We start from the raw sequence: 13583 nt of genomic DNA, 5'->3' as shown, positions 1-13583 counted from the left end.
TAAGAATATTGAGCGTTATCATGGCGACAGCGTTCAGTATTTACAACACTTGGCCCCCGCAGCGGCGTCAACCCTCGGAATAGAGCCTTGGCACACGTTTCAGGTTGCAGAAGATCTGATACGGGATGGTATCGGCCCACTTCGCCACATCGCTGGCGAGGATGTTTTTGCCCCACAGTTCGACGTTGGAACCGAGGCCCGCTTCCGGTATGTCGGTCAGGTCGATGCAGAGCATGTCCATCGACACACGCCCCAGCAGGCGGCTGAGTTTGCCGGCCACCAGCACCGGCGTGCCGGTCGGCGCCTGACGCGGGTAACCGTCGGCGTAACCCATGGCGACCACGCCGATGCGCATCGGCTTGTCGGTGATGAATCTGGCGCCATAACCGATCGGTTCGCCGGCCGGCAATTCACGCACGCTGATGACTTTCGATTCGAGGGTCATCACCGGTTGCAGGCGTTCGGCCACGGCGTTGACTTCTTCGAAGGGGGTCGCGCCGTAGAGCATGATGCCCGGGCGTACCCAGTCGCTTTGGATTTCTGGCCAACCGAGCACGGCTGGCGAGTTGCGCAGGCTGACTTCCGCCGCCAGACCCTGACGCGCCGCTTCGAACACCGCGACCTGCTCGGCGCTGCTTTGCGCATGCAGTTCATCGGCGCGGGCGAAGTGGCTCATCAGCACGATTTTCGCCACCTTGCCGCTGGCCAGCAGACGCTGATAGGCCGCTGGATAATCTTTCGGATGCAGGCCGACGCGATGCATGCCCGAATCGAGCTTGAGCCACACCGTGATCGGTTTGCTCAGGACTGCCTGTTCGATCGCTTCGAGCTGCCACAGCGAATGCACCACGCACCAGAAATCATGCTCGACGATCAACGCCAGCTCATCGGCTTCGAAGAAGCCTTCCAGCAGCAGTACCGGCGCGCGAATTCCGGCAGCACGCAGCTCCAATGCTTCTTCGATGCAGGCCACGGCAAAACCATCCGCTTCGGCTTCCAGCGCTTGGGCGCAACGTACCGCGCCATGGCCGTAGGCGTCCGCCTTGATCACGGCGAGCGCCTTGGCGCCGGTGACTTCGCGGGCAATTCGGTAGTTGTGGCGCAGGGCTTGGAGGTCGATCAGGGCACGGGCAGGACGCATGGCGGCAGACTTCTGGGCGGTCATGGGAAGAAAAACCGGCGCTGACTGACGACGTGAACCGCCAACAGCACCGGGAGAGGGATCTGTAAAACGTTATGGCAGCGCGGCGACGATGGATATCTCCACCAGAATGCTTGGCTTGGCCATCTTCGCTTCGACGGTGGCACGGGCCGGTGCGGCGCCTTTTGGCAGCCACTGGTCCCACACCGCGTTCATCCCGGCGAAGTGCGCTTCAATGTCGTTCAGGTAGATCGTCGCCGACAACAGATGCTGCTTGTCCGTCCCGGCCAGATCGAGCAGGCGCTCGATATTGGCGAGCACCTCGCGGGTCTGCTGTTCAATTCCGGCGTCAAAGTCGTCGCCGACCTGCCCGGCCAGATACACGGTGCCATTGTGGCTGACGATCTGACTCATGCGCTCATTGGTGAGCTGGCGCTGGATTGACATGTTTTGCGGACTCCTGGGTCTGGTTGCCGTAACGGGAAATATCGAGGCCTTCGGCGCTGATCTGCGGCTTTTTCTTCGCCATCAGGTCGGCGAGCAAACGGCCGGAACCGCAGGCCATGGTCCAGCCGAGCGTACCGTGACCGGTGTTGAGGAACAGGTTCTTGAACGGCGTGGCGCCAACGATCGGCGTACCGTCCGGCGTGGTCGGACGCAGGCCGGTCCAGAAACTCGCTTCGGCCAGATTGCCGCCCTGAGGATAAAGGTCGTTGACGATCATCTCCAGGGTTTCGCGCCGACGCGGGTTCAGCGACAGGTCAAAACCGGCGATCTCGGCCATGCCGCCGACGCGGATGCGGTTGTCGAAGCGGGTGATCGCGACCTTGTAGGTCTCGTCGAGAATGGTCGAGGTCGGCGCCATGTCCGGATTGGTGATCGGCACGGTCAGCGAGTAGCCCTTGAGCGGATACACCGGGGCCTTGATGCCCAGCGGCTTGAGCAACTGCGGCGAGTAGCTGCCCAGCGCCAGTACGTAGCGATCCGCAGTTTCCAGCTTGCCGTCGATCCACACACCGTTGATGCGGTCACCGGCGTAATCGAGCCTCTGGATGTCCTGGCCGAAACGGAATTCCACACCGAGCTTGCGCGCCATTTCGGCGAGACGGGTGGTGAAGATCTGGCAGTCGCCGGTCTGGTCATTGGGCAGACGCAGCGCGCCAGCGAGAATGTCAGTTACGCCTGCCAGAGCCGGTTCGACGCGGGCAATGCCGGCGCGGTCGAGGACTTCAAAGGGCACGCCGGATTCTTTCAGCACGGCGATGTCTTTGGCGGCGTTATCCAGTTGCGCCTGGGTGCGGAACAACTGCGTGGTGCCGAGGCTGCGGCCTTCGTAGGCGATACCGGTTTCGGCGCGCAATTCATCGAGGCAGTCGCGGCTGTACTCGGACAGACGCACCATGCGCTCCTTGTTCACCGCGTAACGGCTGGCGGTGCAGTTGCGCAGCATTTGCGCCATCCACAGGTATTGGTCGATATCAGCGGTGGCCTTGATCGCCAATGGCGCATGGCGTTGCAGCAACCACTTGATGGCCTTGAGCGGCACGCCCGGCGCGGCCCAGGGCGAGGCGTAACCCGGCGAGACCTGGCCGGCGTTGGCGAAACTGGTCTCCATGGCCGCAGCAGGCTGCCGGTCGACCACCACCACTTCAAACCCGGCACGGGCCAGATAGTAAGCACTGGCGGTACCGATGACGCCGCTACCCAAGACCATGACGCGCATTTTCAATCCCTCATCGCGGCTTTTCGCCGAACTGTTTGTTAGAGCAATGATGGGCGCAGTGTAAAAAAGAAATGCCAGTGCTTTTCACTATATAAGCGCCTATATTTGGCGACAATTCTCGGCAAAAACCCTTTTCACGGAGGCGCATCCCCTATGCGTACCAACACTCAGACCAAACGTGAGCTGGACAAGATCGACCGCAACATCCTGCGCATCCTCCAGGCGGACGGGCGGATTTCCTTTACCGAACTCGGGGAAAAGGTCGGTCTCTCGACCACGCCCTGCACCGAGCGCGTGCGGCGCCTGGAGCGCGAGGGGATCATCATGGGCTACAACGCCCGGCTCAATCCGCAGCACTTGAAGGGTAGCTTGCTGGTGTTTGTCGAGATCAGCCTCGACTACAAATCCGGCGACACATTCGAAGAATTCAGACGCGCGGTGCTGAAGCTGCCCCATGTGCTGGAGTGCCATTTGGTCTCAGGAGATTTCGACTATTTGGTGAAGGCGCGGATTTCCGAGATGGCCTCGTACCGCAAACTGCTCGGCGACATTCTGTTGAAGCTGCCACATGTGCGTGAATCGAAGAGCTATATCGTCATGGAAGAGGTGAAAGAGAGCCTTTGCCTGCCGATTCCGGACTGATCACCGCAATGATCGTTCCCACGCTCTGCGTGGGAATGCAGCCCGGGACGCTCTGCGTCCCAAAGGCCGAACGCGGAGCGTCCGAAGAGGCATTCCCACGCAGAGCGTGGGAACGATCGCTTACACCAACACCTGCCGATTCGCCGCCATGTACTCGAAAATCTGCTTCTCGACCCGTGGATGTATCAACTCCACCGGCCGCCGCTCGTTCGGGCACGGCAGGGTCTTGGTCGTACCAAACAATCGACAGATCAGCGGCCGCTCTTCATACACCGTGCAGCCATTCGGCCCCAGGTGCACACAGTTGAGTTCTTCCAGCGCGGCATCCTGCTCGGCGCGGGATTTGCGCGGCAGCCTGGCCATTTCCTCGGGCGACGTGGTCACCGGGCCGCAGCAGTCGTGGCAGCCCGGCACGCAGTCGAACGTGGGGATCTGCTGACGCAAGTTGCGGATTTTCTGGCTGTTGCAGCTCATCGAAACGTTGACCAAAGTGGCGGGCTGATGATTGTGCCGCAAAAGTCCGGATCCAGACACCGCAGGCCGACCGATGTTGCCCACGTTCGGGCGCGCGGCTTATGCTCCGTCAAATTTTCTCGACACTCAGCCGTTGGATGATGCCCATGACCGCCCGCGCCCCGACCACCGCGAGCCAACCCCACGTTGCCTCTTATTACGCCGCCAGCAGCCTGCCGCAGCCTGACCATCCCGTGCTGCAAGGCGAGGTGGTGGCGGATGTCTGCGTGGTCGGCGGCGGCTTTTCCGGGCTGAATACGGCGCTGGAACTGGCCGAACGCGGTTTCAGCGTGGTGTTGCTGGAAGCGCACAGGATCGGCTGGGGCGCCAGCGGTCGCAACGGCGGGCAGTTGATTCGCGGTGTCGGTCACGGCCTTGATCAGTTCGCCAATGTCATCGGTGCCGAGGGCGTGCGCGAAATGAAACTCATGGGCCTGGAAGCGGTGGAGATTGTCCGCCAGCGCGTCGAGCGTTTCGGCATTGCCTGCGACCTGACCTGGGGCTACTGCGATCTTGCCAACAAGCCCTCCGATCTAGAAGGTTTTGCCGAAGACGCCGAAGAGTTGCGCAGCCTCGGTTACCGCTACGAAACCCGCCTGTTGCAGGCCAGTGAAATGCACACTGTGGTCGGCTCCAAACGATATGTCGGCGGCTTGATCGACATGGGCTCCGGGCATCTGCACCCGCTGAATCTGGCGCTGGGCGAAGCGGCAGCGGCTCAGCAACTGGGCGTGCAATTGTTCGAGCGTTCGGCAGTGACGCGCATCGATTACGGCCCCGAAGTGAAGGTGCACACGGCGCAGGGCTCGGTGCGGGCGAAGACTCTGGTGTTGGGCTGCAATGCCTATCTCCATGACCTCAACCCGCAACTGAGCGGCAAGGTCCTGCCCGCCGGCAGCTACATCATCGCCACCGAACCGCTGAGCGCAGAGCAGGCGCACAACCTGCTGCCGCAGAACATGGCGGTCTGCGACCAGCGGGTGGCGCTCGATTACTACCGGCTCTCGGCGGATCGACGTTTGTTGTTTGGTGGCGCCTGCCATTATTCAGGGCGCGATCCGAAAGACATCGGGGCCTATATGAAACCGAAGATGCTTGAAGTGTTCCCGCAACTGGCCGGGGTGAAAATCGATTATCAGTGGGGCGGGATGATCGGCATCGGTGCCAACCGCTTGCCGCAGATTGGCCGGCTCGCCGACCAGCCGAACGTGTATTTCGCCCAGGCTTATTCGGGCCACGGAGTGAATGCCACACACCTGGCCGGCAAGCTGCTGGCCGAGGCGATCAGCGGGCAGCATGGCGGCGGCTTTGATCTGTTCGCCAAGGTGCCGCACATCACCTTCCCGGGCGGCAAGCATTTGCGCTCGCCGTTGTTGGCGTTGGGGATGTTGTGGCATCGGCTGAAAGAGTTGGTCTGAGGGTATCTCGGCGGCCCTTGATCCGCTTTCGCGAGCAGGCTCGCTCCCACAGTAACCGCGTTTATTCAGGCAGAACGCAGTCACTGTGGGAGCGAGCCTGCTCGCGATGAGGCCCGCAAGAACAATACAGATCTCATATCCGCCAAAACGGCTTCAACCCCTCCTCCCTTGCCTGCTCTCGCGTCAGCCCGACATCCCTGAGTTGCTCCGGCGTCAGTCCCAACAACGCCTTGCGCGTGTGCAGACGATGCCAGAACAGCTCCCAGCGACTGAGGCCGGACGGCGCGTTACGCAGCAGATTGCGCGCGTGGTCTTTTTGCCCTGCCGCCAGTTCCTGACTGTGTAACGTCAGCCGCACATCGCTCAAGCCGTTCATTTTCGTTGCTCCTGTTTACTTGGGTAGCCAGAGATTCCATGATGCGCGGGCCAGCAAAACCATTACAGACTCAAAGAACCTGTATTAAATCCATACAGATTTGCCGATTCGCTGACTGAATGATCGATTTTTGCCGCATCTGTACTGGTTTCCACCGATACGCACCGAGGCCGCCATGACTCTGTATGTAAACCTCGCCGAATTGCTCGGCACCCGCATCGAACAAGGCTTCTATCGTCCCGGCGACCGCTTGCCGTCGGTGCGTGCCTTGAGCGTCGAACACGGAGTCAGTCTGAGCACGGTGCAGCAGGCCTATCGCGTGCTTGAAGACAGCGGTCTGGCCACGCCAAAACCCAAGTCCGGCTATTTTGTCCCCGTAGGACGCGAATTGCCGGAGCTGCCCGCGGTAGGCCGCCCCGCGCAACGGCCGGTAGAGATTTCGCAATGGGATCAGGTGCTGGAACTCATTCGCGCCGTACCGCGCAAGGACGTCGTGCAATTGGGTCGGGGCATGCCCGATGTCGGCTCGCCGACCATGAAGCCGCTGCTGCGCGGACTGGCGCGAATCAGTCGGCGGCAGGACATGCCTGGTCTGTATTACGACAACATCCACGGCAACCTCGAACTGCGCGAACAGATCGCACGGCTGATGCTCGATTCCGGCTGCCAGTTGAGCGCCAGCGATCTGGTGATCACCACTGGCTGCCACGAAGCGCTGTCCACCAGCATCCATGCGATCTGCGAGCCGGGTGACATCGTCGCGGTGGACTCGCCGAGTTTCCACGGCGCCATGCAAACCCTCAAAGGCCTGGGCATGAAAGCCCTGGAAATCCCCACCGACCCGCTCACCGGGATCAGCCTCGACGCCCTGGAACTGGCGCTGGAACAGTGGCCGATCAAGGCCATTCAGCTCACCCCAAACTGCAACAACCCGCTCGGCTACGTCATGCCCGAGTCGCGCAAACGCGCGTTGTTGACGCTCGCCCAGCGTTTCGACGTGGCGATCATCGAAGATGATGTGTATGGCGAGCTGGCCTATACCTACCCGCGCCCGCGTACGATCAAATCCTTCGACGAAGACGGCCGCGTGTTGCTCTGCAGCTCGTTCTCCAAGACCCTGGCGCCAGGGCTGCGCATCGGCTGGGTGGCGCCGGGCCGATATCTGGAGCGAGTGCTGCACATGAAATACATCAGCACCGGCTCCACCGCGCCACAACCGCAGATCGCCATCGCCGAATTCATCAAGGCCGGCCATTTCGAGCCGCACTTGCGGCGTATGCGCATGCAGTACCAACGCAATCGTGACGCGATGATCGACTGGGTGACGCGCTATTTCCCGGCCGGCACCCGCGCCAGTCGCCCGCAGGGCAGCTTCATGCTCTGGGTGGAGCTGCCGGAAGGTTTCGACACGCTGAAACTGAATCGCGCGCTGCACGATCAGGGCGTACAGATTGCCGTTGGCAGCATCTTTTCCGCCTCGGGCAAGTACCGCAATTGTTTGCGGATGAACTACGCTGCCAAACCAACAGCGCAGATCGAAGAAGCGGTGCGCAAGGTCGGCGCTGCGGCAATCAAATTACTCGCTGAGACCGACTGACCTTTTTTGCGCGCCCAGCGTCCAAATTGCCGACCTCAGCCGCCAACCGGAACGACCCTACGTGAGCTTCAGACAGCCCCTACTCGCTTTACTGATACTCGCCTCGTTCCTCAGCGGCTGCGCCAGCCTTGATGTGCCGCGCGAACCAAGCCAGGCCCTGCCGGCGTCGGACTCCAGCTTCGGCCGTTCGATTCAGGCTCAGGCCGCGCCCTACAAAGGGCAGTCGGGGTTTCGCCTGCTCTCGGACAGCGGCGAGGCCTTTACCGCCCGCGCCGAGCTGATTCGTCATGCGCAGGTCAGCCTCGATTTGCAGTACTACATCGTCCACGACGGCATCAGCACGCGGATGCTGGTGGAGGAAGTGCTCAAGGCTGCCGACCGTGGCGTGCGCGTGCGCATCCTGCTCGACGACACCACCAGCGACGGCCTCGACCAGATCATCGCCACCCTTGCGGCACATCCGCAGATCCAGATTCGTTTGTTCAATCCGTTGCATCTCGGGCGCAGTACCGGCGTAACACGCGCGGCCGGGCGACTGTTCAATCTGTCCGTGCAGCACCGGCGCATGCACAACAAGTTGTGGCTGGCGGACAACAGCGCGGCCATCGTCGGCGGGCGCAATCTGGGCGATGAATATTTCGATGCCGAAGCCAACCTGAATTTCACCGACATCGACATGCTCAGCATCGGCCCGGTGGCCGAGCAGCTCGGACACAGTTTCGACCAGTACTGGAACAGTGCGCTGAGCAAGCCGATCGACGAATTTCTCTCCAGCCAACCGACCGCCGCCGACCTGCAAAACACGCGCACGCGCCTGGAAGAGTCGCTGGAAGAAACCCGCAAGCAGAACCACGCGCTGTATCAGCAGTTGATGAAGTTCACCACCGACCCGCGCATGGACATCTGGCGCAAAGAGCTGATCTGGGCCTGGAACCAGGCGCTGTGGGATGCGCCGAGCAAGGTCCTGTCCAAGGGCGAACCGGATCCGCATCTGCTGCTGACCACACAACTGGCGCCGGAACTGACCGGCGTCAGCAAAGAGCTGATCATGATTTCCGCCTACTTTGTGCCCGGCCAGCCGGGGCTGGTCTACCTGACCGGGCGCGCCGATGCCGGGGTCTCCGTAAGTCTGCTGACCAATTCGCTGGAGGCTACCGACGTACCGGCGGTGCATGGCGGTTACGCGCCCTATCGCAAGGCGTTGCTTGAACACGGAGTGAAACTCTATGAGTTGCGCCGCCAGCCTGGGGATAACTACGGCAGCGGGCCACGCGTGTTCTACAGCAAGTCGTTTCGCGGCTCGGATTCCAGCCTGCACAGCAAGGCGATGATCTTTGATCGACGCAAATCGTTTATCGGTTCGTTCAATTTCGACCCGCGCTCGGTGCTGTGGAACACCGAAGTCGGCGTCCTGGTCGACAGCCCGGAACTGGCCGAGCATGTGCGCGCACTGGCACTGCAAGGCATGGCGCCGACCTTGAGTTATCAGGCGAAGCTCGAGGACGGCAAGGTCGTCTGGGTCACCGAGGACAACGGCCAGATGCATACCCTGACCAAGGAACCGGGGAGCTGGTGGCGGCGCTTCAACTCATGGTTCAGCACCAGCGTCGGCCTGGAGCGGATGCTGTAAAAAGCAAAGATCGCAGCCTTCGGCAGCTCCTACAGTTGGAAATGCGTTTGCCCTGTAGGAGCTGCCGAAGGCTGCGATCTTTTGATCTCAAGCAGTCTGGATTTTGCCGAAGGCGCCCTGGCGCAACAACAGGATAACCAACCCGAAAGCCCCCGCCGCCATCAACAGTGGCAACGCATGCCCGTTGATCCACTGACTCCCCGCCCCCGCCGCCAATGGCCCGACCAGACAACCGACACCCCACAACTGGGCAATATGCGCATTGGCGCGCACCAGCGCATCGTCACGATAACGCTCGCCAATCAGAATCAGCGACAGGGTAAACAAGCCGCCAGCACTGGCGCCGAACAGCACCCAAAGCGGCCAGATCAGCAGCGTGTCGAGCAACATCGGAATGGCCAGACTCGACAGCATCAACACCACAGCGCAACCAGCAAACAGCGTGCGCCGCGACAGGTAATCGGCCAACGCGCCGATCGGTAATTGCAGCAGCGCATCGCCGACCACCACGGTGCTGACCATGGCCAGCGCGATTTCGGCGGTGAACCCTTGTTGCAGACAGTACACCGGCAGCAGCGTCAGGATCATCGCCTCGAACGCGGCGAACAATGACACCGCCCAGGCAATCGCCGGCAGCTCACGGGCGAAGCCCCACAGATCACCAAACGTGACGCTGTTGGCCTCGCTGCTCGGCGCGCCGCTGCGCCCCAGCAGCAGGAAAGGCGAGAGCGTCAGCAGACCGGCCCCGACCCAGAAACCGTAATCATGCTCGGTACCCAGCGCACCCAGCAGCAACGGACCGGACAGCTGGCTCAGCGCATAGCTGCTGCCATACAGCGCCACCAGACGCCCGCGCCACTGCTCGACCACCAGCTGATTGATCCAGCTCTCGCCAAGAATGAACACGATGGTCAGGATCACACCGATCAGCAACCGCAGCAGCAACCAGATCGGATAACTCGGCAGCAGCGCCAGCAGGCCGATCGACAATGCCCCGGCCCACAGGCACAGGCGCATCAGGTTCGCCGTGCCGAAATACGCAGCGAGATGGCTGGAGACCTTCGCCCCGAGCAGCACGCCGATTGCCGGCATGGCTGCCATCACACCGATGGCGAACGAGCCGTAGCCCCAGCCCTCCAGACGCAACGACACCAGCGGCATGCTGACCCCCAGGGCCAGACCGACACTCAAGACAGACGCCAACACGGCGAAATACGTCGCCCACCGCATGTTCCACGCTCCTGTGGATATTTTTATATGCACCACAAAATCACTGTGGGAGCGAGCCCCTGTGGCGAGGGGATTTATCCCCGTTGGGTCGCGCAGCGGCCCCAAAACCTGCAACCACGATGTACCAGGTACACCGCGTGCAATGGTTTAGCGACTGCTTCGCAGCCAAACGGGGATAAATCCCCTCACCACAGAGGCACGCTCCCACAGGGGATCTCTGTCTGGTTCGGGAGCCTGACTGAATCAGGCTCCCCTTAGCGGTTTACAGCTTGATCCACGTCGCCTTCAGCTCGGTGTACTTGTCGAAGGCGTGCAGCGATTTGTCGCGACCGTTGCCCGACTGCTTGAAGCCACCGAACGGCGCGGTCATGTCGCCACCATCGTACTGGTTGACCCACACGCTACCGGCGCGCAGGGCCTTGGCAGTCAGATGCGCCTTGGAGATGTCCTGGGTCCACACCGCTGCGGCCAGACCGTATGGCGTGTCGTTGGCAATCTGGATGGCTTCTTCGGCGCTGTCGAAAGCGATCACCGACAACACTGGGCCGAAAATCTCTTCCTGAGCAATCTTCATCGCATTGCTCACACCATCGAAAATGGTTGGCTCGACGTAAGTGCCACCGGTCTCCTGGAGGATGCGCTTGCCGCCGGCGACCAGTTTGGCGCCATCGCTATGGCCGGATTCGATGTACGACAGCACGGTGTTCATCTGCTGGGTATCGACCAGCGCACCGACGTTGGTCGCCGGGTCCAGCGGATTGCCGGGCTTCCAGGTTTTCAGCGCCTCGATCACCATCGGCAGGAATTTGTCCTTGATCGAGCGCTCGACCAGCAGACGCGAACCGGCGGTGCAGACTTCGCCCTGGTTGAAGGCGATGGCGCTGGCGGCGGATTCAGCGGCGGCCTGCAGATCCGGCGCATCGGCGAAGACGATGTTCGGGCTCTTGCCGCCGGCCTCCAGCCAGACGCGCTTCATGTTCGATTCGCCGGCGTAGACCATCAGTTGCTTGGCGATCTTGGTTGAGCCGGTGAAGACCAGCGTGTCGACATCATTATGCAGACCCAGCGCCTTGCCGACGGTGTGGCCATAGCCCGGCAGCACATTGAGCACGCCTTTCGGAATCCCGGCTTCAATGGCCAGCGCAGCGATACGGATGGCGGTCAGCGGCGACTTTTCCGACGGCTTGAGGATCACCGAGTTGCCGGTCGACAGCGCCGGGCCGAGTTTCCAGCAAGCCATCATCAGCGGGAAGTTCCACGGCACGATAGCGCCGACCACGCCCACCGGCTCGCGAGTCACCAGGCCCAGTTGATCATGTGGGGTCGCGGCGACTTCGTCGTAGATCTTGTCGATCGCTTCACCGCTCCAGCTCAGCGCCTGCGCCGCACCCGGCACGTCGATGTACAGCGAATCGCTGATCGGCTTGCCCATGTCGAGGGTTTCCAGCAGCGCGAGTTCTTCGGCGTGCTGTTTCAGCAGGCTGGCGAAGCGGATCATGGTGGCTTTGCGTTTGGTCGGCGCCAGGCGCGACCAGACGCCGGAGTTGAAGGTGGCGCGGGCGTTTTCTACAGCACGGTCAGCATCGGCGGCGTCGCAGCTGGCGATCTTGCCGAGCAAGCGGCCATCGACCGGGCTGATGCATTCGAAGGTTTCGCCGGAAACGGCGTCGGTGTATTCGCCATTCAGGAAGGCGCGGCCTTCGATTTTCAGATCGCGGGCGCGTTGTTCCCAGTCGGCACGAGTCAGGGTGGTCATTCGGGTGTCCTCCTCTTATTGAATACGAGCACCGCAAGCGCTGCGGCGCTGTTCAAGAATTCTGCCCGGCCAGCCTGCACTTTCGGCCCGAGGCACCCGCCACCCTAAACCAGCGACCGGGTTTGTTTCAATATATTTGACATAAGCTGGCCATACGGCCTTGCGGTGTTCATTTTAATAAACATAGACTTTGGCCCATTCCAGCCAACGCGCCGTCATTAACGGAGAAAACAACAATGAACATCCAGAACGTCGTCGACATCAGCCTCGCCAGCAGCGAAGCCGAGCGTTATCGCCCGGACCCGGCGAAAGTGCTCAAGGGCGATCCTGAGCAGGCGGTGTTTCATCAATACGACAGCCCTTGTGGGCAAATGGGTGTTGGTGTGTGGGAAGGCGCGGTGGGCCAGTGGACGGTGAATTACACCGAGCATGAGTACTGCGAGATTCTGCAGGGGGTTTCGGTATTGCGTGACAGCGATGGAAATGCCAAGACCTTGCGCGTTGGCGATCGCTTCGTGATCCCGGCGGGGTTTCGCGGAACCTGGGAAGTGCTGGAGGCTTGCCGCAAGGTTTATGTGATCTTTGAACAGAAGGCTTGAGATGTTTGCTGGCTGATCGGCCCTCATCGCTGGCAAGCCAGCTCCCACAGGTTTTGTGCATGACACAGGTTCTGTGAAGACCGGCAATCAATGTGGGAGCTGGCTTGCCAGCGATAAGGCCTAACCGGTCACCGCAGAATCCAAGGCAAAAAAAAGGCCCGTATCTCACGATACGGGCCTTTTTCGCAGTCAGGAAAAATCAATTACTTGATTTTGCCTTCCTTGTACATCACGTGCTTGCGAACAACCGGATCATATTTCTTGATCTCGATTTTGTCCGGGGTAGTACGCTTGTTCTTGTCGGTAGTGTAGAAGTGACCAGTACCGGCGCTCGAGATCAAACGAATCAATTCACGCATGATTAGCTCCCTTAAATCTTGCCATCGCGGCGAAGTTCGGCGAGCACGACAGTGATGCCACGCTTGTCGATGATACGCATGCCTTTGGCAGATACGCGCAGACGCACAAAACGTTTCTCTTCTTCAACCCAGAAGCGGTGATGCTGCAGGTTCGGCAGGAAACGACGACGGGTTTTGTTGTTTGCGTGGGAAATGTTATTCCCAGTCACCGGACCCTTACCGGTAACTTGACATACTCTCGACATGCCTCAGCCCTCTAAAACCACATGCCCAACCCGGCATGGGTTGGCCGCTTAATCTCTCAGTCATTTGGCGCCAGGCGCCGCGTTTCTTTAGAGGTCTTACCGGCTACACCTACAGTGAAGGAACCGGGCCCCTAGAAAAGAGCGCTGCTTTATACCAGAAAGACCGGGGTGCAACAACAATCGGTGTGCAATCAATCGGCAAAAGGGCGATTTTTTCCGCCGCAGACGCCTTGGACAAAGGCTGCGGCCAGTTTTGACCACTCGTCGCAGAAATCCCGTCCTACAGGCGATTCAGACTTTTCATCGGGCGGCCCACGCTCGAAACCGCGCAAGAGTGCGCCTGAAAATGCAAAA

General features: G+C 60.8%; 14 protein-coding genes. 5 read left to right on the top strand and 9 right to left on the bottom strand.

All coding sequences use genetic code 11. The features are described from left to right. Window positions 1-67 precede the first annotated feature (67 nt). From alr to dadA, 3 genes are all read right to left on the bottom strand, one after another. On the bottom strand, window positions 68-1141 hold the full coding sequence (gene alr / locus ACV8MC_RS07465; protein ID WP_252877104.1) for an alanine racemase: 1074 nt from the start codon (window positions 1139-1141) through the stop codon (window positions 68-70). Window positions 1142-1234: 93 nt separating this feature from the next. Next, complete coding sequence (locus ACV8MC_RS07460; protein WP_041476645.1) at window positions 1235-1588, bottom strand: RidA family protein; 354 nt, start codon at window positions 1586-1588, stop codon at window positions 1235-1237. After that, on the bottom strand, window positions 1560-2864 hold the full coding sequence (gene dadA, locus ACV8MC_RS07455; protein WP_056791607.1) for a D-amino acid dehydrogenase: 1305 nt from the start codon (window positions 2862-2864) through the stop codon (window positions 1560-1562). The genes ACV8MC_RS07460 and dadA overlap by 29 nt, the downstream gene beginning before the upstream one ends. Window positions 2865-3017: 153 nt before the next feature. On the opposite strand from dadA, the gene ACV8MC_RS07450 reads away from it, so the two are divergent. After that, window positions 3018-3506: an Lrp/AsnC ligand binding domain-containing protein gene (locus ACV8MC_RS07450; RefSeq protein WP_010465173.1), complete on the top strand. Its 489-nt coding sequence runs from the start codon at window positions 3018-3020 to the stop codon at window positions 3504-3506. A gap of 120 nt (window positions 3507-3626) precedes the next feature. On the opposite strand, the gene ACV8MC_RS07445 is transcribed toward ACV8MC_RS07450, so the two are convergent. After that, window positions 3627-3980 (bottom strand): YkgJ family cysteine cluster protein, encoded by a 354-nt coding sequence (locus ACV8MC_RS07445; protein WP_095181431.1) that lies wholly within the window; start codon window positions 3978-3980, stop codon window positions 3627-3629. Window positions 3981-4126: 146 nt separating this feature from the next. On the opposite strand from ACV8MC_RS07445, the gene ACV8MC_RS07440 reads away from it, so the two are divergent. Then, complete coding sequence (locus tag ACV8MC_RS07440; RefSeq protein ID WP_095181245.1) at window positions 4127-5437, top strand: NAD(P)/FAD-dependent oxidoreductase; 1311 nt, start codon at window positions 4127-4129, stop codon at window positions 5435-5437. Window positions 5438-5570: 133 nt separating this feature from the next. On the opposite strand, the gene ACV8MC_RS07435 is transcribed toward ACV8MC_RS07440, so the two are convergent. After that, on the bottom strand, window positions 5571-5813 hold the full coding sequence (locus ACV8MC_RS07435; protein WP_457264923.1) for a DUF1127 domain-containing protein: 243 nt from the start codon (window positions 5811-5813) through the stop codon (window positions 5571-5573). Between the two features lie 175 nt (window positions 5814-5988). Between ACV8MC_RS07435 and ACV8MC_RS07430 the strand changes: the two genes are divergently transcribed. Continuing rightward, window positions 5989-7410 carry an aminotransferase-like domain-containing protein gene (locus ACV8MC_RS07430; RefSeq protein ID WP_041476641.1) on the top strand — a complete coding sequence of 474 codons (1422 nt, stop codon included), beginning with the start codon at window positions 5989-5991 and terminating at the stop codon, window positions 7408-7410. 61 nt (window positions 7411-7471) lie between these two features. Then, window positions 7472-9040: a phospholipase D family protein gene (locus tag ACV8MC_RS07425; RefSeq protein ID WP_041476640.1), complete on the top strand. Its 1569-nt coding sequence runs from the start codon at window positions 7472-7474 to the stop codon at window positions 9038-9040. A gap of 87 nt (window positions 9041-9127) precedes the next feature. On the opposite strand, the gene ACV8MC_RS07420 is transcribed toward ACV8MC_RS07425, so the two are convergent. Together ACV8MC_RS07420 and ACV8MC_RS07415 are read right to left on the bottom strand one after the other, a co-directional pair. Continuing rightward, window positions 9128-10270, bottom strand: a complete 1143-nt coding sequence (locus ACV8MC_RS07420; RefSeq protein WP_041476639.1) for an MFS transporter — start codon at window positions 10268-10270, stop codon at window positions 9128-9130. A gap of 262 nt (window positions 10271-10532) precedes the next feature. Then, window positions 10533-12026, bottom strand: coding sequence for an aldehyde dehydrogenase (locus ACV8MC_RS07415; protein ID WP_041476638.1), 1494 nt, complete (start codon window positions 12024-12026; stop codon window positions 10533-10535). 236 nt (window positions 12027-12262) lie between these two features. On the opposite strand from ACV8MC_RS07415, the gene ACV8MC_RS07410 reads away from it, so the two are divergent. Continuing rightward, the gene (locus tag ACV8MC_RS07410; protein ID WP_016772555.1) at window positions 12263-12625 is read left to right on the top strand and encodes a cupin domain-containing protein; all 363 of its coding nucleotides are present in this window, start codon (window positions 12263-12265) and stop codon (window positions 12623-12625) included. A gap of 203 nt (window positions 12626-12828) precedes the next feature. Here ACV8MC_RS07410 and rpmG read toward each other — a convergent pair whose 3' ends face one another. Together rpmG and rpmB are read right to left on the bottom strand one after the other, a co-directional pair. Further along, entirely contained in the window at window positions 12829-12984 is a 156-nt protein-coding gene (rpmG, locus tag ACV8MC_RS07405; protein ID WP_016772554.1) for a 50S ribosomal protein L33, read from the bottom strand. Window positions 12985-12995: 11 nt separating this feature from the next. Then, window positions 12996-13229, bottom strand: a complete 234-nt coding sequence (rpmB, locus tag ACV8MC_RS07400; protein ID WP_007920377.1) for a 50S ribosomal protein L28 — start codon at window positions 13227-13229, stop codon at window positions 12996-12998. Window positions 13230-13583: the final 354 nt, after the last annotated feature.

It is taken from the genome of Pseudomonas sp. PK-RTE-24 (genome assembly GCF_054052265.1).
This window is presented reverse-complemented; position numbering and strand designations above follow the sequence as displayed.

Bases quoted from the DNA above. Each gene is read 5' to 3' on its own strand.
- ACV8MC_RS07450 (WP_010465173.1), top strand. From the start codon at position 3,018: ATGCGTACCAACACTCAGACCAAACGTGAGCTGGACAAGATCGACCGC.
- ACV8MC_RS07415 (WP_041476638.1), bottom strand. From the start codon at position 12,026: ATGACCACCCTGACTCGTGCCGACTGGGAACAACGCGCCCGCGATCTG.
- ACV8MC_RS07430 (WP_041476641.1), top strand. From the start codon at position 5,989: ATGACTCTGTATGTAAACCTCGCCGAATTGCTCGGCACCCGCATCGAA.
- ACV8MC_RS07420 (WP_041476639.1), bottom strand. From the start codon at position 10,270: ATGCGGTGGGCGACGTATTTCGCCGTGTTGGCGTCTGTCTTGAGTGTC.
- rpmG (WP_016772554.1), bottom strand. From the start codon at position 12,984: ATGCGTGAATTGATTCGTTTGATCTCGAGCGCCGGTACTGGTCACTTC.
- ACV8MC_RS07445 (WP_095181431.1), bottom strand. From the start codon at position 3,980: ATGAGCTGCAACAGCCAGAAAATCCGCAACTTGCGTCAGCAGATCCCC.
- ACV8MC_RS07460 (WP_041476645.1), bottom strand. From the start codon at position 1,588: ATGTCAATCCAGCGCCAGCTCACCAATGAGCGCATGAGTCAGATCGTC.
- ACV8MC_RS07410 (WP_016772555.1), top strand. From the start codon at position 12,263: ATGAACATCCAGAACGTCGTCGACATCAGCCTCGCCAGCAGCGAAGCC.
- dadA (WP_056791607.1), bottom strand. From the start codon at position 2,864: ATGCGCGTCATGGTCTTGGGTAGCGGCGTCATCGGTACCGCCAGTGCT.
- ACV8MC_RS07435 (WP_457264923.1), bottom strand. From the start codon at position 5,813: ATGAACGGCTTGAGCGATGTGCGGCTGACGTTACACAGTCAGGAACTG.
- alr (WP_252877104.1), bottom strand. From the start codon at position 1,141: ATGCGTCCTGCCCGTGCCCTGATCGACCTCCAAGCCCTGCGCCACAAC.
- rpmB (WP_007920377.1), bottom strand. From the start codon at position 13,229: ATGTCGAGAGTATGTCAAGTTACCGGTAAGGGTCCGGTGACTGGGAAT.
- ACV8MC_RS07440 (WP_095181245.1), top strand. From the start codon at position 4,127: ATGACCGCCCGCGCCCCGACCACCGCGAGCCAACCCCACGTTGCCTCT.